General features: G+C 44.7%; 23 protein-coding genes. 14 read left to right on the forward strand and 9 right to left on the reverse strand.

Going from position 1 to position 23,351, the window contains the following annotated elements:
- The first annotated feature begins 20 nt into the window (after positions 1-20).
- Positions 21-1,106: a complex I subunit 1/NuoH family protein gene (locus tag MUK70_RS24725; RefSeq protein ID WP_234658506.1), complete on the forward strand. Its 1,086-nt coding sequence runs from the start codon at positions 21-23 to the stop codon at positions 1,104-1,106.
- A 3-nt stretch (positions 1,107-1,109) separates the two neighbouring features.
- Here the strand turns inward: MUK70_RS24725 and MUK70_RS24730 are convergent, their stop codons facing one another.
- The 3 genes from MUK70_RS24730 to MUK70_RS24740 are packed head-to-tail and all read right to left on the reverse strand — an operon-like array spanning position 1,110 to position 3,480.
- Positions 1,110-1,562, reverse strand: coding sequence for a DUF3299 domain-containing protein (locus MUK70_RS24730; protein WP_234605778.1), 453 nt, complete (start codon positions 1,560-1,562; stop codon positions 1,110-1,112).
- A gap of 58 nt (positions 1,563-1,620) precedes the next feature.
- Positions 1,621-2,826, reverse strand: a complete 1,206-nt coding sequence (locus MUK70_RS24735) for an ABC transporter permease (RefSeq protein ID WP_234658347.1) — start codon at positions 2,824-2,826, stop codon at positions 1,621-1,623.
- Between the two features lie 27 nt (positions 2,827-2,853).
- A complete protein-coding gene (locus MUK70_RS24740; protein WP_234658346.1) occupies positions 2,854-3,480 on the reverse strand; it encodes an ABC transporter ATP-binding protein in 627 nt (208 codons plus the stop codon).
- 163 nt (positions 3,481-3,643) lie between these two features.
- Between MUK70_RS24740 and MUK70_RS24745 the strand changes: the two genes are divergently transcribed.
- The 4 genes from MUK70_RS24745 to MUK70_RS24760 all read left to right on the forward strand — a co-directional run bounded on the left by MUK70_RS24745 (position 3,644) and on the right by MUK70_RS24760 (position 6,823).
- Positions 3,644-4,654 carry a hypothetical protein gene (locus tag MUK70_RS24745; RefSeq protein ID WP_234605772.1) on the forward strand — a complete coding sequence of 337 codons (1,011 nt, stop codon included), beginning with the start codon at positions 3,644-3,646 and terminating at the stop codon, positions 4,652-4,654.
- A gap of 105 nt (positions 4,655-4,759) precedes the next feature.
- On the forward strand, positions 4,760-5,368 hold the full coding sequence (gene porG, locus MUK70_RS24750; RefSeq protein WP_234658344.1) for a type IX secretion system protein PorG: 609 nt from the start codon (positions 4,760-4,762) through the stop codon (positions 5,366-5,368).
- A gap of 3 nt (positions 5,369-5,371) precedes the next feature.
- Entirely contained in the window at positions 5,372-5,911 is a 540-nt protein-coding gene (locus tag MUK70_RS24755; RefSeq protein WP_234658342.1) for a DUF2911 domain-containing protein, read from the forward strand.
- Between the two features lie 21 nt (positions 5,912-5,932).
- Entirely contained in the window at positions 5,933-6,823 is an 891-nt protein-coding gene (locus MUK70_RS24760) for a trypsin-like peptidase domain-containing protein (RefSeq protein ID WP_234605766.1), read from the forward strand.
- On the opposite strand, the gene MUK70_RS24765 is transcribed toward MUK70_RS24760, so the two are convergent.
- Positions 6,820-7,515 (reverse strand): YjjG family noncanonical pyrimidine nucleotidase, encoded by a 696-nt coding sequence (locus MUK70_RS24765; RefSeq protein ID WP_234605764.1) that lies wholly within the window; start codon positions 7,513-7,515, stop codon positions 6,820-6,822. The two genes, MUK70_RS24760 and MUK70_RS24765, sit on opposite strands and share 4 nt — an antisense overlap.
- Before the next feature lie 381 nt (positions 7,516-7,896).
- On the opposite strand from MUK70_RS24765, the gene MUK70_RS24770 reads away from it, so the two are divergent.
- The 4 genes from MUK70_RS24770 to MUK70_RS24785 all read left to right on the forward strand — a co-directional run bounded on the left by MUK70_RS24770 (position 7,897) and on the right by MUK70_RS24785 (position 10,387).
- A complete protein-coding gene (locus MUK70_RS24770) occupies positions 7,897-8,496 on the forward strand; it encodes an RNA polymerase sigma factor (protein ID WP_026632052.1) in 600 nt (199 codons plus the stop codon).
- The gene (locus MUK70_RS24775; protein WP_234605762.1) at positions 8,471-8,719 is read left to right on the forward strand and encodes a hypothetical protein; all 249 of its coding nucleotides are present in this window, start codon (positions 8,471-8,473) and stop codon (positions 8,717-8,719) included. The genes MUK70_RS24770 and MUK70_RS24775 overlap by 26 nt, the downstream gene beginning before the upstream one ends.
- Positions 8,720-8,783: 64 nt before the next feature.
- A complete protein-coding gene (gene nth, locus MUK70_RS24780) occupies positions 8,784-9,446 on the forward strand; it encodes an endonuclease III (protein WP_234606070.1) in 663 nt (220 codons plus the stop codon).
- Between the two features lie 77 nt (positions 9,447-9,523).
- Positions 9,524-10,387, forward strand: coding sequence for an FKBP-type peptidyl-prolyl cis-trans isomerase (locus tag MUK70_RS24785; RefSeq protein ID WP_234658340.1), 864 nt, complete (start codon positions 9,524-9,526; stop codon positions 10,385-10,387).
- 65 nt (positions 10,388-10,452) lie between these two features.
- Here MUK70_RS24785 and MUK70_RS24790 read toward each other — a convergent pair whose 3' ends face one another.
- Genes MUK70_RS24790 through MUK70_RS24805 form a run of 4 tightly spaced genes read right to left on the reverse strand, consistent with a single transcriptional unit; the run spans position 10,453 to position 15,222 of the window.
- Positions 10,453-11,580, reverse strand: coding sequence for a DegT/DnrJ/EryC1/StrS family aminotransferase (locus tag MUK70_RS24790; protein ID WP_234658338.1), 1,128 nt, complete (start codon positions 11,578-11,580; stop codon positions 10,453-10,455).
- Positions 11,507-12,178, reverse strand: coding sequence for an acetyltransferase (locus MUK70_RS24795; protein WP_234658336.1), 672 nt, complete (start codon positions 12,176-12,178; stop codon positions 11,507-11,509). Before MUK70_RS24795 ends, MUK70_RS24790 begins: the two co-directional genes overlap by 74 nt.
- A gap of 25 nt (positions 12,179-12,203) precedes the next feature.
- The gene (locus MUK70_RS24800) at positions 12,204-12,923 is read right to left on the reverse strand and encodes a sugar transferase (protein WP_310590017.1); all 720 of its coding nucleotides are present in this window, start codon (positions 12,921-12,923) and stop codon (positions 12,204-12,206) included.
- Positions 12,814-15,222: an alpha-ketoacid dehydrogenase subunit alpha/beta gene (locus MUK70_RS24805; protein ID WP_234658334.1), complete on the reverse strand. Its 2,409-nt coding sequence runs from the start codon at positions 15,220-15,222 to the stop codon at positions 12,814-12,816. Before MUK70_RS24805 ends, MUK70_RS24800 begins: the two co-directional genes overlap by 110 nt.
- A 210-nt stretch (positions 15,223-15,432) precedes the next feature.
- On the opposite strand from MUK70_RS24805, the gene MUK70_RS24810 reads away from it, so the two are divergent.
- The gene (locus tag MUK70_RS24810) at positions 15,433-15,828 is read left to right on the forward strand and encodes a DUF1573 domain-containing protein (RefSeq protein WP_082216708.1); all 396 of its coding nucleotides are present in this window, start codon (positions 15,433-15,435) and stop codon (positions 15,826-15,828) included.
- Between the two features lie 70 nt (positions 15,829-15,898).
- Here the strand turns inward: MUK70_RS24810 and MUK70_RS24815 are convergent, their stop codons facing one another.
- Positions 15,899-18,733, reverse strand: a complete 2,835-nt coding sequence (locus MUK70_RS24815; RefSeq protein ID WP_244784528.1) for a putative LPS assembly protein LptD — start codon at positions 18,731-18,733, stop codon at positions 15,899-15,901.
- 151 nt (positions 18,734-18,884) lie between these two features.
- Between MUK70_RS24815 and MUK70_RS24820 the strand changes: the two genes are divergently transcribed.
- The 4 genes from MUK70_RS24820 (at position 18,885) to MUK70_RS24835 (ending at position 23,321) form a co-directional block, all read left to right on the forward strand.
- A complete protein-coding gene (locus MUK70_RS24820; protein WP_234605752.1) occupies positions 18,885-19,679 on the forward strand; it encodes an N-acetylmuramoyl-L-alanine amidase family protein in 795 nt (264 codons plus the stop codon).
- A 40-nt stretch (positions 19,680-19,719) separates the two neighbouring features.
- The gene (locus MUK70_RS24825; protein ID WP_234658331.1) at positions 19,720-20,685 is read left to right on the forward strand and encodes an MlaD family protein; all 966 of its coding nucleotides are present in this window, start codon (positions 19,720-19,722) and stop codon (positions 20,683-20,685) included.
- Between the two features lie 122 nt (positions 20,686-20,807).
- Entirely contained in the window at positions 20,808-22,421 is a 1,614-nt protein-coding gene (locus MUK70_RS24830) for an acyl-CoA carboxylase subunit beta (protein ID WP_234658330.1), read from the forward strand.
- A gap of 21 nt (positions 22,422-22,442) precedes the next feature.
- Positions 22,443-23,321: an NAD(P)-dependent oxidoreductase gene (locus MUK70_RS24835; RefSeq protein WP_234658328.1), complete on the forward strand. Its 879-nt coding sequence runs from the start codon at positions 22,443-22,445 to the stop codon at positions 23,319-23,321.
- Positions 23,322-23,351: the final 30 nt, after the last annotated feature.

Here is a 23,351-nt window from a genome sequence, read left to right on the forward strand (position 1 = left end):
AAGATCCCGAAACGCCGTTGATACCGTTTACACTCATCATTTTTCTCCTTCTTGTGCCGGGTTTTGTGGTCATCGGCGTCTATCTGGAGCGCAAGGTTTCTGCATTTATCCAGGATAGGATGGGGCCGATGGAGGTTGGTAAATGGGGGCTTCTACAGCTCTTTGCTGATTTGCTCAAATTGCTTCAAAAGGAAGATATCGTTCCAAAAGCCGCTGACAGACGCCTTTTTCTGCTTGCACCATTTGTCATTTTCGTATCTGTTTTTACTGGATTCGCGGTTGTTCCCTTAGCACCAGACCTGGCTGGTTCCGGAGCATCGGTGGGGGTTTTTTTCTTGCTAACCATTGTTTCTGTGGACGTTATCGGGCTTTTAATGGCCGGATGGGGTTCCAATAATAAGTTTGCGTTATTTGGCGCGATGCGTGCTGTGGCGCAAATTATCTCCTACGAAATTCCGCTGGGACTGTCCATTCTGTGTGTGGTAATGCTCACGCAAACGCTTGATCTTCAAATTATCAGCTTCCAGCAAGGCATTTATTCCAATGAGCCTGTTTATCTGTTTGGCATAAAAGACCTGGGCATTGATGTGACGAATGTGGGTGGATTTTTGACCTGGAACATTGTCCGGAATCCCTTTTTATTATTGGCTTACATTGTTTTCTTCATCGCTTCACTAGCAGAATGTAACCGCGCACCATTTGACTTGCCGGAAGGTGAATCTGAATTGGTTGCCGGATTTCATACTGAATATTCGGGCATGCGCTGGGCACTTTTTATGCTTTCGGAGTATGGGATGATGCTGCTGGTTTGCCTGTTAGGCGCCATTTTATTCCTGGGAAGCTGGAACACGCCCTTTCCAAATATTGGACCATTGAAACTGGCAGATTGGACGAGCGGGGAACCCGGAACCTGGTTTGGTTATTTAACAGGAATTTTCTGGCTGCTGGGCAAAGCAATTTTTGGAATTTTAATCCAGATGTGGGCACGCTGGACACTTCCGCGTCTTCGTGTGGATCAGTTAATGTATCTGGGATGGAAAGTTTTAACGCCGGTTGGACTTGTACTTTTCTTTATCTCCGGCGTTTGGCGATTGATCGGGATCTGACTGTTATTCAGCGATTTCTGCTCCGTCCAGAATGTAATTCATCTGGTAAATATCATCCGCATTCAACTTCAAAGTTCCTACAAAAGTCAGGCGTTCGTCTGTTTTGAACTTCCGGCCGTCCTTTTTCTTGAAATTCAACGTCATAACCGTCTCAGGGCCAGCGCCTCCGCAGAAGAAACACGCGCTGAATGGAAATGCTGATAACACATATAAATTAGCATCCAGGTCCACGGGAAGTATATAACCTGTAATGGTAACCTGCTGATTTTTCAACTTTTGAACGCTCGGACCGAAAGTCGGGTGAAGCATATATATGGATTCTTCGGCATACCATTTCTTCTTAAAAGTCACATCCCGCAATGTTTCCCAAGTTACTTTTACCGGATTAGAAGCCGGTGTGAAAGCAAATAAAGAGGTAAAACAAAAAAGCAATATTATGATTCTTACAGATTTCATCGCGCCTGATTTTTGTCTTGGTTAGGATTTAACTAAGTTAACAAATTTACGCAGAATATCATTCCTCCGCCAGCGTCCGGGAGATATTGAGCTTGTAAATGCCTAATGAAGGAAGTGCTGAGGCTAAAAATCCGATGAATAGGGCAGCAAAAAACAGGTAAATTTCTTCGGGCAGAATGGTGAATTTCCTTAGCGAATAGTGAAAGTCCTGCTCAGCCGCTTTTGAAAATAGCCACAGCCCCACACGGCTCAAAATAATCCCTGAAAAATAACCGATAACAGCCAGCATTAAGCCTTCCAGCAAAAGCATCAGGAAAAGTCTCGTACGCGTTGCGCCCATGGAAAGCATGAGTGCCATTTCGTATTTTCGTTCTTTGAGTGAATTATAGAGGGAGACAAAAACGCTGATCCCGGCAATGCTGATAATGATAAGTGCCAATGCGCGAAGCGTTTCAATGCCCACGCCGAGCAGCGAAAAAAGCCGGTTTATTTCAATGCTGGGCAATGCAGCCTGCATTGATGTGTTTTCGTTGATCTGTCGCGGAATGGTCATTAAGCCCATTGGATTCCTGAATTGAACCAATGCGCTTGTAACCTGCCTGCCGCCTTCGGCTCCCTCGTGCTCCTCATGCTTGCCGTGCTCTTCCTCATGAGCATGCACATCCCAAACGCTCGAAAGCCGCGTCAAAATAAGCTGGTCGACTACGGAGCCATTGCCTTCAAAAATGCCCGTAACCTTGTATTTTTTCTCGTTATGCGCCTCTCCCTCAGCATCCAGACCGTGAGAGCTCGCGAATGTATCGCCAATTTTCAATTGTGAAGCCGCCGCCACTTTACTGCCGATCGCCACTTCCATGGATGCATTATAAAGTTGCCCCTGTGAAAGCTTGGCCTGGAAATGCTCAACATACTTTGGTGTGGTGCCAACAATGCGAAATCCCTGGTAACTGTCGCCCATGGACAGTGGGATCACGGTTTTGACAAAAGGATTTTTACGCAATGCATCCACTTCTGCCAGCGGAACATTGCCGGTAGGCGCGTCAATCTGGTAAATGCTGGACAGGATCAGCTGCAGTGGGCTTCCCTTTGCGCCCACCACCATGTCAATGCCGCGGATATTTCTGCGGAATTGCTCATCAAGTTGTTTATTAAGCAATAAAAGCAGCGAAATCATGCCTATGCCGAGCGTCAGGAGCAGCGCACTTAAAAAGCTGTTGAGCTTTTTCTCTTTAAGATTGGCCAGACTTATTTTAACAACATTCATTCCGTTGGGGATTTAGATAATTACCTTTTAAAGGTGAACCTGGTTTGGAAATTCATCTTTCAAACGCTGATCATGCGTTACCACGACCAGGCTTGCGCCAATGGAAGCCGATTGTTCCTTTAATAGTGTAATTACTTTTTGGGTATTGTTATCGTCCAGGCTGGATGTTGGTTCGTCAGCGAGAATTACATTCGGCTCATTCATTAAAGCGCGTGCAATGCTTACACGTTGCTGCTCGCCTTGGCTTAACCGGGACGTTTTTTTTGGTAAATGCTCTGCAAATCCTAGCTTCTCAGCCAGCAGCCGTGCTTTTTGAACATTCTCTTTTTGTTCTGCCAGATAGTTGGATAACAATATATTATCCAGCACAGAAAGTGAGCTTACGAAATGCGGTTTTTGATAAATAATGCCAATATTTTTGGCCCTGATCCTGGTAACTTCTTCCGCTGAAAGACCGGATACCGGCTTTTGGGCGATCAAAATTTGCCCTGATTCCGGTTGTAGCAACAATGCCAGCAAATGAAGCAATGTGGTCTTTCCCTTTCCGGATTGCCCCAAAATAAGCAGCGTTTCCCTGCCGTTGCAGTGAATGTCAGGAAAGCTGAATTTCTTTTGAGGAGAATAGGAAAAGTGAAGATTAGTGCTTGAAATCATTGCAAAGGCTGTTTTTCATTTACAATGATAATGAAGTTTTGTTTTCGAGCGCATTAAAAAGAAATCCTCCTACAAATAAATCATTGGTAAATACGTTGAAATGGTGATACACCCTGAATAAAACCAACAACTGTTCTATTTTTGCAAAAAATTGATCTTACAAATGCGTAGAAAATCTGAATTAAAAAAAGTATCCGGAGCGTTGGTATTCATCTTGACTTTTGGGCTTTTGTTTATGAATCAGGACGTCCAGGCGCAAAGCAGGGGCATTTTTGTGCCGTATTCAACAGCGGGATTTGGGCTCGGGACTTCTAGCTATTTTGGAGATTTCGCACCTTACAGAAGGCCTCTGGCTTCCACTTTCAAGATGATGCGTTGGAGCATCGGAGGGAATTACACACGCCATTTTACGCCGCGTCTGGCTGCCAGGGCAAGCTTTATTTATGCACGGATCGCGGGTGATGACTACATTATGAACCGCAGCGAGAAACACGAGTCAAACATTTTTTACGCGAGGAACTTACATTTCAGAAACGATTTGAAAGAATTCTCTGTACAAGGAATTTTTAAGTTGACCCCAGATAACAGGAGCTACGACAGAAGGCCGCAGTTCGGAACCTATTTATTTGCTGGAATAGCGCTTACTGCACACAATCCAAAAGCACTTGATTCATTAAATGGCGACTGGATAAAATTGCAGCCTCTCGGCACTGAGGGGCAGGGAAATGAAGGATATGCCAAACCCTATTCGCTGGTACAATTCGCTATCCCGATCGGAATAGGCGTTCGTTACAAGATCAATTCCAAGCTGGACATTTCAGCTGAGCTAGGTTTCCGTAAGACATTTACCGATTACCTGGATGATGCACACGGTGCTTATGCAGATCCGGCATTATTTGCTGATAATCCTACCGCACTTGCATTAAGCAACAGAACAACAGAGCGTTATGCAGCCAGAAAGGGTGCGGACAGAACCGAAGCATTAAAGAAATTTCTGGTTGTTAATTACAATCTGGAAGCCAGCGATCCTTTGGCAGCAATACCAACAACAGGCTTCGGAGCTCCAGGAACCGACAGGGGGAATAGCCCGAGCTATACGGACAACTATTTATTTGGTATGATCCATATCAACTATATGTTGCCATCCCAGATCAAATGTCCTCCATTAAAATAACTAAGGCATCCATTGAAGTCTTTTTCGAAATTTATTAATGCTAAATACTTGCTGCTAAATCTGGCAGCAGGTATTTATTTTTTTGGGGCAACCGGGAATGATGTCATGGCTCAAAAAATTGAGATCGGGGCTGGATTAGGGGCCTTAAATTATAAAGGGGATATTTCCCCGTCGCTCAGGCTTCGCTTTTTCAAGCCTGCGGGAAGTGTGTTTTTTCGTTATAACCCCAATCAGACAGTCTCGCTGAAGGCGGAACTGATGGGTGGTGTTATTGGTGCCGATGACAAGCATAGTAAAGATCCATTTCAACAGGCAAGAAACATGTCATTCACGTCCCGCATTTTTGAAGGGAGTGCTGTGGCTGAATATAATTTCCTTAATTTTCAGGAACGCCGTTTTGCTGTGAACTGGAGCCCTTATCTTTTTGGAGGGATTGGTTACTCCAAATTTAATCCGAGCCCGCAGGTCGGAGGTTACAAAACGAGCACATTCGTGCTTCCTTACGGGGTAGGGATCAAATATCAGGTGCGCCGTCCCTGGAACATTGGCATCGAATATGGTGCAAGAAAAACCTATTCCGATTATCTGGATAATTTAGGAGGGGACCCGGTGAATACGGATAAATTGCAGCAGGGAGATCCGTCTTTAAAGGACAATTATTATTATTTAAGACTTTCTGTCACATACACGTTTTATAAAATCGTTTGCCCCTGATCTATGAAAAGAATTCTCCTCATTGTTGCTGTCTTGCTTGTTGTTGTTTTAGCCGGATTTCTCGGCATGAGAATGTACACCAAATCTTTCAGTCCCGAAGCCGTCGCCGAAACCGCAAATAATGGTGTGAATGTCAAGGTCACATACAGTAAGCCAGGTAAAAAGGGAAGGCTTCTTTTTGGCAGGGAACAGGATAAAGCCCTGCTGCCTTATGGAAAGGTTTGGCGTACCGGCGCGAATGAAGCCACATTAATTGAGTTGGGGGAAGGATTAACATTTGGCGGCAAGCCGGTTAAGGCAGGCACTTATTCTCTTTATTCCGTTCCCGGGCAAAGCACCTGGAAAATTATTCTCAACTCGGAGGTTGGCCAATGGGGCACGGAATACAATGATGGCAAAGATGTTATGAGCGTAGAAGTGCCCATTCGCATCCGTCATACGGTGCAAGAATTATTCAACATTTATTTTGAAGATATACCGGGTGGTGTAAATATGATTTTAAGCTGGGACCAGACGGAAGCATTGGTCCCCATCACCAAGTAAACTGCTCGCCTGCTCGCCCTTATGTTTGTTGAAGCTATTGAAAAAGTCGACCAGTACACCCGTCCCATTCACTTTATACTGCGATATTACACCGGCAGCGACATTGTGCCGGGAACCGCTACATTATTTTTTGTGAATGAAAATGGCTTTGCGATAACCTGCAGGCATGTTGCGCAGCAAATTTTGTATGCGAGCTCCATTTACGAGAATTACCTGAAATTCAAAAGCGAGCTAAGAAAGTTTGAAAAAGACCCCGGCTTTGATACGCAACGCGGTTTTCTGGAAAACAAATACAGGATCAATGGCGACAATCCAATCCGTATACTTTTCAATTTCATAAACTGCGTAACTGCTTACAAGGGCCTGGCCATCCACTTGCATCCGACACAGGACCTGGCCATTATTCATTTTCGGGATTTTGAAAGCAGGCAGTATCAGGATTATGCGCGGTTTTTAAAAGATTCCAGGCTTGTAAAGCAGGGAAGATATCTGTGCCGCCTGGGTTATCCGTTTCCGGAATTTACCAATTATCAATACAACAAAAACACTGGCGACATTGAATGGCTCAGCACCGGCCGTATCAACACACCCAGTTTCCCGATTGACGGGATCATTACGCGCCACATCGGCGAGAGCAACGGCGTCGTAGGCATTGAAATGAGCACGCCCGGGCTAAGAGGCCAGAGCGGGGGGCCGCTATTTGATAAAAACGGCATAATCTACGGCATGCAAAGCTCCACCAGGCATCTGCACTTAGGGTTCGATCAGGTCAACAGGGAAGTGGTGACGGAAGGCCATCGGAAGAAAGTCTCCAATTATCCTTTTCTTAACGTAGGTCAATGCGTGCATGTGGATGTGATCAAGCAATTCTTGCGGGATAAGCAAGTCACTTTTTACGAAGAGGAAGCTTAGAGGATCAGCATCAGTTCTTCCAGGCGCCTGATATCGTAAGTTGGGCTTTCATCGAACCGTAATCCTGCCGGATTATAATATACCGTGTCCATCCCGAATTGTTTCGCGCCCATAATGTCTGCAACCCAGTTGTCACCGATCATAATGCTCTCGGATGGCACCGCTCGCGCAGTTTCCAATGCATAGGCGAAAATTTTCGGATCAGGCTTTTTCGCATTCGCGGTCTCGAATGTGATAATATTCTCAAAAAAATGGCCGATTTCCGAGCTCGCTATTTTTCTTGCCTGGATTTCGTTGAAACCGTTCGTAATGATGTGCATGGAGTAGCCCGCGGAGTTGGCATAGTTCAGCAAATCCAGGGCGCCTTCCAGTAAGTGTTTTTTATCAGGCAATGTTCGCAGGTAGGCTTCGCCGATTTCGTTATGATTCGGCGGCAGCTCGGCACCCAATTCTTCGAAAACCATCTTAAACCTATTCTCGCGTATATAGGTATGGTGCACCTTTCCGCGATCGAACGCGTCCCAGAGTGCGGTGTTAATTTTCAGAAAAGACTGGATAAAAGAGTCCAGAGACGATACTCCGTACTGAATTAAGGTCAGTGTATGAAAAATTTCTTCCAGTGATTCCGAAGAATTTTTTTCAAAATCCCAGAGTGTATGGTCCAGATCAAAGAAAAGATGCTTGTATTTCATATCTGGTAAAAATTCAAATTTTATTAGAAAAGTGAAATTTAATTTTTATTCGGTAAAAATCATAAATAAAAAATTACAAGTGATCCAAACACCATAACGTTAACGTAAGTCATTCGATAAGTTCTATTAATTATTGCAATAAGAACACGACCTCCGGCCTGCACACGTATATTCTTCAAATGAGGGGTTTGTTGTTAACAGTTGTTAATGAAATTTATTTTACAAAAAAAAGAAACCTAAAGATTTGCAAATTATTTTTCAAATCCATTTCTTTGATATGTATAATTCAAAATACAGAAAAGACAGTTCATTATTTCACTAAACAGAAAGGAGAAACAATATCGACGAACCGCTCTACGTTAACTAAATCGAATAGTAAAAATGGAGAAAGTCCAAGTTAGCGACAGTGAGTTGGTAACCTTGTATATCCGCGGTAATGAAAAGGCATTTGAAAAGCTTGTTCAGCGCCACAAATCAAGAATATACACCACTATTTATCTAATTGTCAAAGACCAGTATGTAGCCGAAGATTTATTGCAGGATACATTTATTAAGGCCGTAGACACGATAAAAGGTGGTAGATATAATGATGAAGGCAAATTCCTGCCATGGATTATACGTATCGCACACAATCTCGCCATTGATTATTTCAGACGCGATAAACGCTACCCCAATGTAGTATTTGAAGATGGAAGCAGTGTTTTCAATACGCTGGATTTTTCGGAGGATTCCGTTGAGTCAATCCAGATTCGTCAGGAAACACACGAGCAACTGCGGGAGATGATCCAGCGGTTACCTGATGTTCAGAAGCAAGTCCTGATCATGCGCCACTATGAGGACATGAGCTTTCAGGAAATTGCCGATGCAACAGGAGTGAGCATTAATACGGCATTGGGCAGAATGCGTTACGCGTTGATAAACTTGCGTAAGCAATTCAACCAACGTGCCCCACAGTATGACAAAAACTTTTACTTACGATGATGTTGTAAGGTATTTATATGCCGAAACAACAGAGACTGAAAATGACCTGATTGTTGAAGCCCTGGCGCTTGACAATGATTTGATGAGCTTTTATCTGGACTCACTCGACATTCAGAGCCAGATGGATAAAATCGTTCGGATGCCTTCGGATCACTCTGTAGCGAAAGTCTTCAGATATTCTCAACAATTTTCACCAAAAAGACCCACCGCTCTTTCATTTTAAGAGGTGGGTCTTTTTTTGTCCAAATCTGTAACCGGCTGTGAAATTCACAGTCAGGATATCCCGTATGCTTAGAAAAGACCGATTCAAGTTCTTCCTTGATTATTTTACCAATAACTTTCCTGAACCTGAGACCGAGCTGCATTACGGAAGTCCATACGAGTTACTCGTTGCCGTAGCCCTTTCCGCGCAATGCACAGACAAGCGCGTGAACATGGTTACGCCTGCACTTTTTGAACGGTTTCCTGACCCGCAAGCATTGGCTGCATCCAATGTGGAAGAAGTTTACACTTACATCCGCTCCATCTCCTATCCCAATAACAAAGCAAAGCATTTGGTTGGGATGGGGAGAATGCTCGTTGAGCTATTTAACGCTGAGGTTCCTGCCTCGATAGAGGACTTGCAAAAATTGCCTGGGGTAGGAAGGAAGACAGCGAATGTGATCGCGTCTGTAATTTTCAATCAGCCTGCTATGGCTGTTGATACGCACGTTTTTCGTGTTTCAAGGCGAATAGGGCTAGTGCCGCTTACTGCCACGACGCCATTGGCCGTGGAAAAAGCCCTTTTAAAATACATTCCCAAAATTCTCGTTCATAAAGCGCATCACTGGCTAATTCTGCATGGACGCTACATCTGCCTCGCGAGAAGTCCCAAGTGCATGGAGTGCCCATTATCACCGAGTTGTAAATATTTTGAAAAGAATGTGAATGTTCCTCTTTTTCAATCCTGATTACAACCATTTCCGGTTTATAAGCATCTCTGTAAAAAATCAGTTCCCATTTATTTAAAAGAAAAGAAGGAAAAGAAATGAAGCGAATTAATTTATCATTGATCATCGTATTTGCCCTGCTCATCGGTTTGTCGGGTTGTATGGATAAAGACAATACGGATGATACAGCGAAAGTGAAAGAGAATGAGGTTGCGATTGAGAATTATCTTAAAACGGACAGCCTGGGTTCAAAGGCAATCAGAGACAGCTCGGGGCTTTATTACATTATCCGTAAAGCCAATCCAAACGGCCAGCTTGCCAAGAGAGGCGATGCTGCAACCATTAAATACACGGGTTATTTGCTCGATGGAACCAAAGTGGTTTCTTCAACTGTGGACAGCAAAACGACATTTACATTTCCGGTGGAAGGTTACCTTTTTTGGGGTGGTATTGAGAGGGGCATATTTTTGATGAAAACGGGCGAAAAAGCAACATTCTTTTTACCTTTTTATCTGGCTTCAGGAAATTCGGATAAAGTTAATATCCCGGCATATTCCCCGATCCGCCTCGAAGTTGAATTTATTCAGACGCGTTCGGAAGTGCAGCAAATTGATGAATTCATCGCTAAAAAAGGTTACACAAACGTTGAACGAACATCCGACAACCTGTTGATTATCAGGACGAACAAAGTAACGGGAGATACGATCAAAGCTGGAATGGCGGTCAGTGTAAAATATGTGGGCAGGCTGCTCGATGACACCAAGTTCGACGAAGGCACAAGCGCTTTTACAACTTCATCCGCCGGAACGATTCCAGGGTTTGATCGTGCGCTGCGTAAACTACGCAAAACCGAAAAAGCAATCATTGTTTTCCCGTCTTCTCTTGGATATGGAAAAAGCGGCAGGGACAAGATTTTGCCTTATGCACCTTTGCAATTCGAAATAGAGGTCTTGCCAAATTAGAATTTGTAAGCTTTTTGATATCAGTGAAAATTGAATGTCCACGGAATCTGTCCGTGGACATTTTTTTATGCAAAAAGTTTAGTGATGGCACTGGTAACGCGTTGTAAATCATCCGCCTTCAGTCCAGAACCGGATGGCAAGCAAATTCCTGAGTGAAATAATTCACCGGCAATGTTTCCGCCAAAATAAGGCGCGTCTTTAAACACAGGTTGTAAATGCATTGGTTTCCATAAATGCCGTGATTCAATGTTCTCACTTTCCAGTTCTGCGATAAGTTTTTTCGGGGAAATTTCTGATTGTTGGAAATCCAATGTCAGCGCGGTTAGCCAGCGATTTGAAAAGCATTCAGCGGGTTCTTTTTGAAAGTTGATTCCGGGTAGTTTTTCCAAAGCTTTTTGATAAAACGCATTATTAGCTCTTCTCTGTGCTACGCGGTTTCTCAAAACCTCCATTTGACCTCTTCCAATTCCTGCGCAAACATTACTCAAACTATAATTGTAACCGGTTACTGAATGTTCATAATGTAAAGCAGGATCTCTTGCCTGTGAAGCCAGAAACTTTGCTTTTTTAATGAGTGCCGGATCTGCTGACCAAAGCGCTCCGCCTCCTGATGTTGAAATAATCTTGTTACCATTGAAGGAGAATATGCCAAATGTACCAAAGGAGCCTGCTTTCCGATCATTAAATTCAGAACCGAGCGCTTCGGCAGCGTCTTCAATTAATGGAATGTCGTAGTGGTTGCATAATGTTAAAACTTCATCCATACGCGCAGGCATTCCGTACAAATGCACGATTATGATCGCCTTGGGTTTTTTGCCTTTATTTATACAATGCTTAATGGCTCGTTCCAATGTGTCAGGACAAATGTTCCAGGTTTCCGGCTCGCTATCCACAAAAACGGGAATGCCACTTTGATAAGCAATGGGATTGGCACTCGCTGCGAATGTAAACGACTGGCATATCACAATGTCACCTTTCCCGACGCCGAGCAAAACCAGTGCAAGATGCAACGCTGCGGTTCCCGATGACAGTGCTGCTACATGTCCGCAGCCGATAAAGTCCTCAATCTGTTTCTCAAAAGCACTCACATTCGCACCAACCGGTGCTATCCAGTTTGTGTCAAAAGCCTGTTGAATGTACATCATCTCCGTCCCGCCCATGTGCGGAGGCGAAAGCCAGATTTTCTTTTCCATAGTGTGTTTGTTTAATGATTCGCGCAGGATTTCCGCGAGCGATGGCTCCATCTGGAATGTCTTTCGTAACGACACTTCCTGCACCGATTATGCAATTTTTACCAATAACAACATTGGGAACGACTACACTTCCAGCGCCAATAAGTGTGCATTCACCAACCGTAACATTGCCGCAAAGCACCGAGCCCGGGCTAATGTGAACGAAGTCGGAAATTTTACATTCATGATCGACTAATGCACCGGTGTTAACAATGCAATGATTTCCAATGATTGAATCTGTTTGAATAACAGCACGATGCAAAACCACATTGCCTAAGCCAAACGGAACGTTTCGTTCGATCAGTGAAGAAGAATGAAATGCATTTGCAAAGCGGTGACTCACTTGCAAAGCGTGTTTTTTTCGAATAAAATTATCTCCAATCGCAAGAATGAGTTGCTGATCCTCATAGACATTTCGATCATAGGGACCTGAAATGAATAGGTTACCAAGCACTTTGCCGACCGGGTCATCGTCAAAAATTGCAGCAACTTCAACTCCTGAATCTCTTAATAAACTAACAATTACTTTGGCATGACCGCCTGCGCCGTAAATGAGCATAGTGTAATAGTTAAGTGTGTGATGATTATAAATTGCCTTTAAACCTTTCAAATGTTGCAGCAACTTGCTTCCCGGGATTTTTGAAAATTGTAAAAAAGGTTAAATACAAAATCTTCATATCCAGCTGGAAAGACCGATTTTCTACATACCATATGTCAAGTTCAAACTTCTTTTCCCAACTAATTGCAGTGCGTCCGTTAACTTGGGCCCAGCCTGTTATTCCCGGCAAGACATCGTGACGCCTGCGTTGGTCGGCATTGTACAATTCCAGATATTCCGGGAGTAGCGGCCGCGGCCCTACCAGGCTCATATCGCCCTTTAATACATTCCACAGTTGAGGAAGCTCGTCTAGAGAAGATTTGCGTAGAAACTTGCCAAAAGAAGACATGCAATGTGTCCTATTTCCTTCATTATAAGTATTTTGAACGACAGTCAACGTCCGAAACTTAACCAAAACAAAAAGCTTCTTCCCAAGCCCCGGCCTAAACTGGCAAAAAAACAAATTACCGTCGGCTTTCAGCCGATGGATAATACTAATTAAAATAAAAAGCGGCGACAGGATGATTAGTCCGGTCGCCGCTAAAATTATATCTAAAATTCTTTTTCCTACTTTGAAATAAACAGCATTGACAACGTCAGAAAAGCTCCGGGTAAAGTTCCGGGTTGGCTTCTCGCATGATTCGGTATGCTGCTTCAAAAATGTCATCTGCATTGGGTTTAGAGAAATAATCGCCATCCGATCCATATGGAGGACGGTGATCTTTCGCCGAAACGGTTACAGGCGCAGAATCCAGCCAGCGATACACATTTTGCTTTTCAACAACCTGCTGCATCATATATGCAGAAGCGCTTCCCGGCAAATCTTCGTCAGCGAAAATAACCCTGTTGGTCTTTTTGACAGATTCAGCAATGCGGCTGTGGATGTCAAAAGGCAACAAAGTCTGCACATCAATAACCTCTGCTTCAATGCCTGATTTTTGCAACTGAGCAGCGGCTTCCATTACTATACGGCACATTGAGCCGTAGGTCACAATGGTAATGTCATTTCCTTCACGAATTATTTCCGGTTCGCCCAATGGGAAGCAGATTTCGGCGATATTATCAGGAAGAATTTCTTTTTGGCGGTAAGAATTAAGCGGCTCAACAATCAGAGCCGGGTCATCGCCTTTGATTAATGTATTGTAAAATCCGGCGGCTTGCACAAAGTTTCGTGGTACAATAACGTGGATCCCGCGCAGACTACTCAGCATAGTGCCCATCGGAGAACCGGAATGCCAGATTCCTTCGAGCCTGTGCCCCCGCGTACGGATGATCAATGGTGCTTTCTGTCCGCCGGCTGTGCGGTAACGCAATGTTGCCAAGTCGTCTGTTAATGTCGCAAGGGCATAATAGATGTAGTCGAAATACTGGATCTCGACAATTGGCCTTAATCCGCGCATGGACATACCAATGCCTTGTCCTACAATGGTCGTTTCACGAATGCCGGTGTCTGTGATTCTTAATTCACCAAATTTCTCCTGTAACCCTGCTAATCCCTGATTTACGTCACCAATAAACCCAACATCCTCACCCAGCGTCACCACGCGTGGATCTCTTTCAAAAAGCGCATTGAAATAAGAGCGGATCACCTCACGGCCATCAACGGTTGGACTTTCTTCGGAAAAAACAGGCTTTACTTCGGGAACATTTAACGGGGAATCCGCAGAATCGCTGTAAAGATGTGTGCTAAAACGCTGTGCGTTGTCTCTCAGGCTATTTTGAAGGGATGCTTTGAGTGCGTCTTTTGTTGGGTTATCTTCTCTTCCCAGCAATCGCAATGCCTTTCGGACGCTGGAAACCATATCGCGCCTTACCGGTAAATATGTTTTGGAGAGTTCCAGGACAATGTTACTCAGCTCATCGGCGTGCGAACTGGAACGCATGGCATCTTGCAGAAGCTGGATCGTTTCGAGATATTCCTTATCGAGTTCCTTGCGATATGCCTGCCATGCCATGTTGCGTGCGTTATGCGCCGTTTCCTTGGCTTCAACTTCTATTTGTTCTAGCTCTTCATCCGTTGCGTATCCATTTTGCAGGATCCAATTGCGGAATATTACATTACAATCGCGGTCATTTTCCCATTTCAGTCGCTGCTTGGATTTGTATCTTTCATGCGAGCCGGAAGTAGAATGTCCTTGTGGTTGTGTAAGCTCGGTAACATGGATTAAAACGGGAACCTGTTCTTCTCTGCAAAGCTTCGCAGCCCGTTGGTAAGTCTCAATAACGGCTGGATAGTCCCATCCTTTTACCGTAAATATTTCTAGTCCGGGTTCCTCTTCATTGCGCTGCAAACCTGCCAGCGCTTTGGAAATGCTTGATTTCGTAGTCTGATATTCAACAGGAACGGAGATGCCGTAACCGTCATCCCAGACAGAAGTCAGCAGCGGGATCTGCAACACTCCGGCCGCGTTCATCGCTTCCAGGAACATTCCCTGGGAAGTGGACGCGTCACCGATTGTGGCAAAAACAATCTCGTTTCCCTGCCGTGTAAAATTGGTCAGATCATGCAGTTCTTTATTGTTCCTGAATAATTTGGAAGCATATGCAAGGCCAACGGCCCGTGGAATTTGCCCCGCCGTGGAGGAGATATCGCAAACTGAATTATAAAGTTTTGTCTGGTCCAGCCACTGTCCGTTTTCATCGAGCCATCGGGTAGAAAAATGGCCATTCATAGATCTCCCGCCCGTACTTGGCTCGTGTTCGAGATCAGCGTGGGCGTACATTTGTGCAAAAAATTGTTGCCAGCTCACATTGCCCAGAGCCGCTTCAATAGTCTGGTCGCGGTAATATCCGGAGCGAAAATCACCCATCCTAAATGCCCTCGACAATGCAATCTGGGCCACTTCCTTACCATCTCCGAAAATGCCAAATTTAGAACGGCCACCCATTGTATCCTTCCTTCCCAGCAAACTCACCTGACGACTTTCGCAAGCAAGGCGATAGTCTTTGGTGATACTCTCCTTACTCAATACACTGGAACCGGTCAAACTATCATTTTGAAGCATATGCAAAATTTACTTGGAATGAATCCTTAGTTAAATTACGTTTTTTTGAATGCAAGCCAAAATTATGCAGGAAAATAATAAACACCGCAGTGGTACGTATAACTTTCGACTGCATTGTTAATATTGGTTAATGATTATTAAATTTAAATTTTATAACTTAATCTTGTTTGCTAGTTACTTTTTTTCACCACTAAATGTATAGTTAGTATCATGAAAGTATTTTTTTCCGCGCTGGTTTTATTGGTAGGCTTGTCCACCGTTAGTTTTGCGCAAAAAGGTGTGTTGAAATTCAAAGAAGAAACGCACAAATTTGGTAAAGTACCACAAGGAACGCCTGTAACGCATGAATTTGTGTTCACTAACACAGGATCTGATCCGGTTGTACTTTCAAACGTAACCGTGTCTTGCGGATGTACAACGCCGGTTTGGTCAAAAGAGCCGGTACTTCCAGGTAAAACGGGTTCTGTAAAAGCAACATTCAATGCAGCAGCAGCAGGTCCTTTCAACAAGCCTGTTACAGTTTTCAGTAACACAGAAGGAGGTTCAATTACTTTGTACCTGAACGGGGAAGTGGTTCCGAAAGCAGCAGCAAAATCTTCCAAATAATCTGTAAAGATATTTGGTGAAAATGGCGGTCCTGTTTGGGCGGCCATTTTTTTATGTCCTTACGTCAATATTAGTAAGCAGATCTGTCGTAGAATGAGCGGCGGCGCGTAACTTTCAGATCTTGTAAAATAGCAGATTTCACCTTTAATGTGAAATTGTAATTGCTTACCCGCGAAGCACTTCCTGCAAATGGAGTCCAGCTGAAACTCATATCCCAGCAATGCAGGTCGCGGTAAAGGGTGAGGGAAGTAATGGTAGGCTCGAAGGCGGTGAAGTCAAAACCAGAATTCACACTTACCTTGAAATTCTTGGATAAGCTAAGATCACCCGTCACCTGTATAGCCTGAATAAGTTGTGCATTCGAAAGTCCGGACTTGGTTAGGCCGAAGTTATAGTTCAAAGACACATTCCAGGGAATATTAAAATCGACATACAATTCGGGATTTTGGGCGATAAACTCGCGCTGCTCCTCGGTGACGGTTGGGTTTCCATTCGCTGCCGGCGGTACAGGTTTGGTCTTATCGGAGCTTTTTGGCGCAAAGCTGGTCCCTAATGTAAAGCCCAGATTTTGCAGGTTGGCCAGTCCCTGACCTTGCGTAATGGCATATTTATTCACCCTTGTTCCCACCTGATTACCCAAAACCCGGGGATTTGCCTCATATGCATATGGATCCAGGTTCATGTTAAAGTTCAAGTTCAGGTTTTTTCCAATTCGCGCGTTCGCATTTACCGTAATGTTGGAAAGATTCAGCGAATCCGCCAGCAGGTTATAGTTTCCTCCCAAGCTCAGGTTATCCAGCAACGATACTTTTTCAAACTGCTGCGCAGCTGTGTCGCTTTTCGTTTTCAGTTTCATTTCGAAAGAGTTGTTCAAACTGAAAGAAATGACACTCGAAGCGCGCCCATTGCTCACGCCTGTTCCGATTCCCCTGAATCTGGACAACGAAAATTCTCTGTCCAGGCCGCGGTTTTTAATGTTTACTTTTTGATAAAATCCGAATGCGTCTCCTGTAAAATCAGGTGTATAAGTAAATGATAATGAAGGAATAACTGTATGACGGATTGCTTCCAATCGCTTGCCTTTTACAAAGAATGTTCCGTAAAAACGGGTATTAACCCCCGCTCCGAAATTGTACGAGTATTCCGTTCCTGCCTGCCTTAATGTATCAATGCGCACCTGGTTTCTCTCAACTGAATAGGCGTATTGTTTGGTGAAAACTTCGCCCTGTAAGGAAAGGCTCGGGGTAACATTGACGAATCGTAAAACCTTGAAGTTAGGAAGTGAGATAGGCAAGCTGTAACGGCCGGTAAATTGCGCATCCTTCAACATTTCCGGAAGGTTTGCCATATTGAAAGCGACAATCTTCGTCTTATTAGCGCGGGCTGGATCCACTTCATTAATAATAGAAAAACCAAGACTCGATGACGAAGTATCTATCGCAGTCAGTGAGTTGGTTAATGCATAATTACCGCTGAAATCGAGCCCTAAACGAAAACTTTCATACCAGCGACCTCTGCCGCCTTTCAAAGCAAATGGAGCGATCTGGTTCACGCCGAAGCTAAAATCGGTTGAAACATTCGTTTTTCCATCCTTCTTTCTTCCATTACTAGCAGGATCAGGATCAACTTGCCCAAAATTCTGGTTCACACGCAAACTCCCCGCAGCCCGCATGAATTGTCCGAAAGTGCGGTTATACTGAACGGATGAACTGGCCACATTGGAGATATATTTGTTGGTTTCAAATTCCTGTAACTGGTTGTAGCTGTTGCTGCTCACATTCACGTTCGCAGAAAATTGAGAGTTTCCGCGCGGCCTTGGCGCATGAGACCATACAATGCTGAAATCATTGGTTTGTCCTCGCCCCAGATCTCGGTCAACCTCATCACTTGACTTATTCTTATTGAACCGCAATGCTAAATTACCATTGTATTGATAACGTCTGGAATAAGTGGAAGCAACGCCCAATCCCCAGCTTCCCGTCGAATAGATCTGTCCGGTCACAGATGCGTTGATATATTCACTGATCGCGAAATAGTAGCCGCCTTCACGCAGATAGAAACCGCGGCCATTGGGTTCCTCACCATAAGTAGGGAAGAGAATTCCTGATGTTCCGTTTTCTTTCTTTTTCGGAAAAGGGAAGAAACCGAATGGCAGAGCGATAGGAAGTGGAACATCGCTGATAACAAGATTGAAAGGCCCGGAAATGACCTGTTTTTTATTCACCATCTTAATCTTCGGCGCATTGATGTAGTAATGCGGGTGCGTAAGATTACAGGTTGTATACATGGAATGGCGAATGTAAAAATTGCCCTCAGCATCCTTTTTTACCTTTTCCCCACGAATGTTACCGTCGCCTTCCTGGGTGACAATGCCTTGGATAAGTGCCTTTTTAGACTTGAAATTGTAGCGGATTTCCTTGGTGTTGTAAGTCTCCGGCCCATCCTGAAATACCGGATCGCCGATCGTTTTTTTGGAAGTGGAATCGGCAGGATCGGTTGTTCCAATGGCATAAACTTCGTTGGTGACCCAATTGAGGCGTATATAAGCGGCTTTGAGGTTAATGGTCCCGTAAGTTACTTCGGCATTTCCATACAGATGAACCTGTTTAAGAACCGCATCCATGATCGTAGAATCTTCTGCGGTATATTGGACAGCGTTTTGGAGGTCGTCCGGGTTTGAGAGCGAATCGACCGCAGTGGAATCTGTTAATCCTCTGTTTGTGAGTGATGTATCACCTGGCGTTACTGCACCATTGATGGACGTAGCATTCTTCCCGGCACCGGTTGTGTCGGCGCCAGATTGTTTTTTTACAGCAAGGAGAGAATCCGCTGTCTGTTTGGCTGAAGTTGTAACGTTCGGCTTTCCCTGATTTTTCCCCGGTCCTCTTTGTGCGTTGCTGTACACAGGATACTGTGCTGAATATAAGAAACGCCGCAACTACTGACGATATAATAATCGCCTTTCTTTTCAGTTCTAACAAATAGCGTATTTTTGCGTAACGAATTTCAAAATTAGCAGAGAAACCTCTAACGAGTAACGCCCTAATTAAAAAATAATGTTAAAAGTTCTTAAATTAGTAATTGTCGCAAGCACCCTTTTTGCAAGCCTCGCTTTTGTAATCCAAGACGATCCCGCACCGGCCAAATCCAGCAAAGTTAAAACGGTTGTCATCGACGCCGGTCATGGGGGGAAAGATCCTGGGACCAGGGGACGTGTTACCAAAGAAAAAGACGTTGCGTTGGCAGTTGCACTCGAACTTGGGCGAAGGATCAAAGAAGAAACTCCGGAAGTAAAAGTACTATATACCAGATCAACTGACGTTTTTATTGAGTTAGGGGAACGCTCCGCATTTGCGAATCGCAACAATGCAGACCTTTTTATCTCCGTTCACTGCAATGCCACACCCAGCTCCCGGTCGGTGAGAGGAACGGAAACATTCGTAATGGGTTTACACAAAACACAAGGAAACCTGGACGTTGCGAAGCGGGAAAACTCGGTTATCTTGCAGGAAACGAACTATAAGCAAAAATACAAAGGCTTCGACCCCAATTCGCCGCTCGCGCACATTATGCTTGCCAACTACCAAAGCGCGTTTATTTCCAGCAGTCTTCGTCTTGCGGATTTAATTGAAAAGAAATTTCAATCTGTGTCAGATCGGGACAGCCGCGGCGTGAAACAAGCCGGGTTTCTGGTGCTTTGGAGATGCGCGATGCCAGCCGTTTTGATCGAAACCGGCTTCTTGTCCACTCCTGATGAAGAAGAATACCTGGGTTCAAAGGATGGACAGGAAGAAGTTGCAGAGTCTATTCACCAGGCATTTATGGCCTACAAAAAAGATATGGACCGTTAACAAGGTCATATCTTGCATTTCGATTTCAATTAATTAGCTCATGAAAATATCAAGAGAAGCAAAAGTCGGAGTTATGGCGGTCGTCGCTATTGTAATGTTATATTTCGGCTTTCACATTTTAAAAGGCTCCGACGTTTTTTCCAGAACCCATCAATATTACGTGGTTTACGACAATATCGACGGCTTGACCGCATCCAATCCCGTCTTACTCAATGGATTAAATGTAGGTCGGGTGCAGGAAATCAAGTTATTGCAAAGCCGGAAAAATCAGATACTGGTCAGCATTGACATCCAAAAAGGCGTTATCATACCGGGCGGGACGGCAGCTACCCTGGCGGATGGTGGTTTGCTGGGCGGTAAAGTCATTAATCTGGTAGTCGGGACCGGGCCAGCTTTAAAGGATGGCGACACATTGGTATCCCGCAAGGAAGCAGGGATTTCGGCTGTTCTACAGGAGCAAGCGCTGCCGCTTGTCAATCACGCCGATTCACTGATCAAAAACCTGGATGTGGTTGTGATGGGGTTCAAAGAAACAGGTTTGATACTGAACCAAGTCCTCAAAAACTATAATCAGACGGGAACAAATTTACAGAGGTTACTGAATGAAAACCGCACTAATCTGGTCGCATTAACGTCTAATTTAAACAAGCTTTCCACATCTTTGGTAGAAACAGAAAAAGAGCTGAAACCGCTTCTTGCCAAAACAGGAACCTTGGCAGACTCTCTGAATGCATTGCGGCTCGGGGAAACGGTTCAGAACGCGAACAGGACCATTGGAGAACTGCATACATTGCTGGCAAGCGTTGAATCGGGAAAAGGAACCGCGGGGAAGCTCATCAAAGACGAAACGCTTTACAACAACATCGACCGGACAGTTGTGAGCCTCAACAAGCTTTTGACAAATTTGCGGGAGCATCCGAAACGTTACATTAACATTTCTGTTTTTGGAAAAAAAGATAAAGGACCGTCGGAATCACCGCTTGACACAACCACGGTGATCAAGTAGCTATTGGTTTTTCCAGCATTATTAAATAAAATTCAAGTCGTTTGCTTACGGGTAAACGACTTTTTATTTTTGAAAATAAACCTGACCTTCCGGCCAGTGACGAATTACATTACTTCATCAATATGACTAATCAAGAAAGTCTTCCCCAACTCATCCAGGTTCTCCAGCAAAAATACGAGCAGGTAAAACTCGGCGGTGGTCACAAAAAAATTGAAGCACAACATAAAAAAGGCAAGCTCACAGCCAGAGAAAGAATTGATTATCTGATCGACACGGATTCGTATTTCCTTGAGATCGGAGCTTTTACAGCGGATGGCATGTACGCCGAAGAAGGCGGATGTCCGTCCGGCGGCGTGGTCGCTGGGATCGGCTATGTTTCAGGAAAACAATGTCTGATCGTCGCTAACGACGCTACTGTGAAAGCAGGCGCATGGTTTCCGATTGCCGCCAAGAAAAACCTCCGTGCGCAGGAGATTGCCATGGAAAACCGCTTGCCGGTCATTTATCTTGTGGATAGCGCAGGCGTTTATCTGCCCATGCAGGCTGAGGTTTTTGCGGATAAGGAACATTTCGGACGGATTTTCAGGAACAATGCACAAATGTCTGCCATGGGAATTGTGCAGATTTCCGCCATTATGGGCAGTTGTGTCGCAGGTGGCGCATATTTGCCCATCATGTCCGACGAAGCATTTATAGTCGAAGGAACCGGCTCGGTTTATCTAGCCGGACCCTATCTGGTAAAATCGTCCATTGGCGAAGATGTGGATTCGGAGTCACTGGGCGGGGCTTCCATGCATTGCGAGATTTCCGGCGTGACCGACAACAAGTTTCCGGACGACAAATCCTGTCTGGATGCCATTAAGCGACATATTGATAAAATTGGAAGGCCCGCTTCCGCAGGTTTTGATAAAAAAACACCCCTCGCACCCAAGCGCATTCCCGAAGAAATTTACACACTATTGCCCACGGACCGACTAAAACCGTACGACATGCGCCATATCCTGGAATGCATTGTGGACGACTCTGAGCTGGATGAATACAAGCCCGATTATGGAAAAACATTGATTTGTGCTTATGCGCGCGTGGATGGCTGGGCTGTCGGCATTGTGGCCAATCAGCGCAAGATGGTCAAATCCGGGAAGGGTGAAATGCAAATGGGTGGTGTGATTTATGGCGAATCGGCCGATAAAGCCGCACGGTTTATTATGAATTGTAATCAGAAAAAAATTCCTTTGATCTTCTTCCACGACGTGACGGGCTTTATGGTAGGAAGTCGTGCAGAGCAAGGGGGGATCATTAAAGACGGTGCAAAAATGGTGAATGCCGTTGCCAATTCTGTTGTTCCAAAATTCACTTTTGTTGTAGGCAATTCTTACGGCGCCGGCAATTATGCCATGTGCGGAAAGGCTTATGATCCGCGATTGATCTTTGCCTGGCCCACCGCCCAAATGGCTGTTATGAGCGGCGCGACAGCAGCAAAAACGCTGTTGCAAGTACAAACAGCAACATTAAAAGCAAAAGGCGAGACCATCACGCCCGAAGCTGAAAAAGCATTGCTCGATGAAATCACGGATCGTTATAATCAGGAACTATCACCTTACTACGCTGCGGCACGATTATGGGTCGACGGCATCATTGATCCGGTAGAAACACGGAAAATTATTTCTATGGGCATTGCAGCAGCAGACCAGTCTCCGATCGAGAAGCCGTTTAATGTTGGGGTAATGCAGGTTTGATTTTACTAAACGTTAATAATTATGTCTGAAAAAATAACATTCCTGGGTTTGGGTAACCTCGGAACACCGATTGCAGAAAGTCTGATTAAAGCAGGTTACGAGTTGACCGTTTGGAATAGAACAGCCTCAAAAGCAGAGCCTTTGGCTAAATTAGGGGCAAAAGTCGTTGAGAATGCGATAGACGCGATTGAGACTGGCGGAATTGTCATTTCCGTGCTGGCTGATGATTCGGTTGTTGAGGAAGTTTTCAACATGGAACTGGTTGAGAAACTCGGCAAAGGTGGCATTCATATTTCCATGAGCACCATTTCACCTGAAACCTCCCGCCAACTGAGCCAGATACATGACTGGTATGAAGCCACTTACATTGCCGCACCGATTTTTGCGAGGCCGGAAGCAGTCGTTGCAGGGGTAGGAAACATTGCCATATCTGGGAAAGCGGCAGCGAAGGAAATCGCGAAACCAATCTTGCAGGGTTTTGTGAAAGGCATTTATGATTTTGGGGAAGATCCGGGAGCAGCGAATGTGGTAAAGCTGGCCGGAAACTTCATGATCGCGGCGAGTTTGGAAATGATGGGAGAAGCTTTTACTATGGCCGAGAAAAACGGGATTTCCCGCCAAAGCATTTACGAAATGCTTACGCAGACATTATTTGCCGCGCCCATATTCCAGAATTATGGAAAATTTGTTGCCAATAATGTTTACGAGCCAGTCGCATTCAAACTTGCATTAGGGCTGAAAGACATTAATCTTACCTTACAAACGGCCTCAGACGTTAATGTTCCTATGCCGATGGCCGATTTGATCCGTAACCGGTTTATTTCAGCATTGGCCAAAAAGCGGGACAATCTGGACTGGAGCGCGCTGGCACAGGGCGCTTCCGATGACGCCGGAGCATAAAAAAAGGCTGCATATTGGACTGAACCCCAA

This window comes from Dyadobacter chenwenxiniae, from assembly GCF_022869785.1.
GTDB lineage: Bacteria > Bacteroidota > Bacteroidia > Cytophagales > Spirosomataceae > Dyadobacter > Dyadobacter chenwenxiniae.

Excerpts from the sequence above, each read along its gene's own strand:
- MUK70_RS24740 (WP_234658346.1), bottom strand. The coding sequence starts at position 3,480 with ATGATTTCAAGCACTAATCTTCACTTTTCCTATTCTCCTCAAAAGAAA.
- MUK70_RS24745 (WP_234605772.1), top strand. The coding sequence starts at position 3,644 with ATGCGTAGAAAATCTGAATTAAAAAAAGTATCCGGAGCGTTGGTATTC.
- MUK70_RS24730 (WP_234605778.1), bottom strand. The coding sequence starts at position 1,562 with ATGAAATCTGTAAGAATCATAATATTGCTTTTTTGTTTTACCTCTTTA.
- MUK70_RS24775 (WP_234605762.1), top strand. The coding sequence starts at position 8,471 with ATGACAAAAACTTTTACTTACGATGATGTTGTAAGGTATTTATATGCC.
- MUK70_RS24800 (WP_310590017.1), bottom strand. The coding sequence starts at position 12,923 with ATGGATCGGATGGCGATTATTTCTCTAAACCCAATGCAGATGACATTT.
- porG (WP_234658344.1), top strand. The coding sequence starts at position 4,760 with ATGGCTCAAAAAATTGAGATCGGGGCTGGATTAGGGGCCTTAAATTAT.
- nth (WP_234606070.1), top strand. The coding sequence starts at position 8,784 with ATGCTTAGAAAAGACCGATTCAAGTTCTTCCTTGATTATTTTACCAAT.
- MUK70_RS24835 (WP_234658328.1), top strand. The coding sequence starts at position 22,443 with ATGTCTGAAAAAATAACATTCCTGGGTTTGGGTAACCTCGGAACACCG.
- MUK70_RS24830 (WP_234658330.1), top strand. The coding sequence starts at position 20,808 with ATGACTAATCAAGAAAGTCTTCCCCAACTCATCCAGGTTCTCCAGCAA.
- MUK70_RS24770 (WP_026632052.1), top strand. The coding sequence starts at position 7,897 with ATGGAGAAAGTCCAAGTTAGCGACAGTGAGTTGGTAACCTTGTATATC.
- MUK70_RS24785 (WP_234658340.1), top strand. The coding sequence starts at position 9,524 with ATGAAGCGAATTAATTTATCATTGATCATCGTATTTGCCCTGCTCATC.
- MUK70_RS24820 (WP_234605752.1), top strand. The coding sequence starts at position 18,885 with ATGTTAAAAGTTCTTAAATTAGTAATTGTCGCAAGCACCCTTTTTGCA.
- MUK70_RS24760 (WP_234605766.1), top strand. The coding sequence starts at position 5,933 with ATGTTTGTTGAAGCTATTGAAAAAGTCGACCAGTACACCCGTCCCATT.
- MUK70_RS24790 (WP_234658338.1), bottom strand. The coding sequence starts at position 11,580 with ATGGAAAAGAAAATCTGGCTTTCGCCTCCGCACATGGGCGGGACGGAG.
- MUK70_RS24735 (WP_234658347.1), bottom strand. The coding sequence starts at position 2,826 with ATGAATGTTGTTAAAATAAGTCTGGCCAATCTTAAAGAGAAAAAGCTC.
- MUK70_RS24805 (WP_234658334.1), bottom strand. The coding sequence starts at position 15,222 with ATGCTTCAAAATGATAGTTTGACCGGTTCCAGTGTATTGAGTAAGGAG.
- MUK70_RS24755 (WP_234658342.1), top strand. The coding sequence starts at position 5,372 with ATGAAAAGAATTCTCCTCATTGTTGCTGTCTTGCTTGTTGTTGTTTTA.
- MUK70_RS24765 (WP_234605764.1), bottom strand. The coding sequence starts at position 7,515 with ATGAAATACAAGCATCTTTTCTTTGATCTGGACCATACACTCTGGGAT.
- MUK70_RS24825 (WP_234658331.1), top strand. The coding sequence starts at position 19,720 with ATGAAAATATCAAGAGAAGCAAAAGTCGGAGTTATGGCGGTCGTCGCT.
- MUK70_RS24795 (WP_234658336.1), bottom strand. The coding sequence starts at position 12,178 with ATGCTCATTTACGGCGCAGGCGGTCATGCCAAAGTAATTGTTAGTTTA.
- MUK70_RS24810 (WP_082216708.1), top strand. The coding sequence starts at position 15,433 with ATGAAAGTATTTTTTTCCGCGCTGGTTTTATTGGTAGGCTTGTCCACC.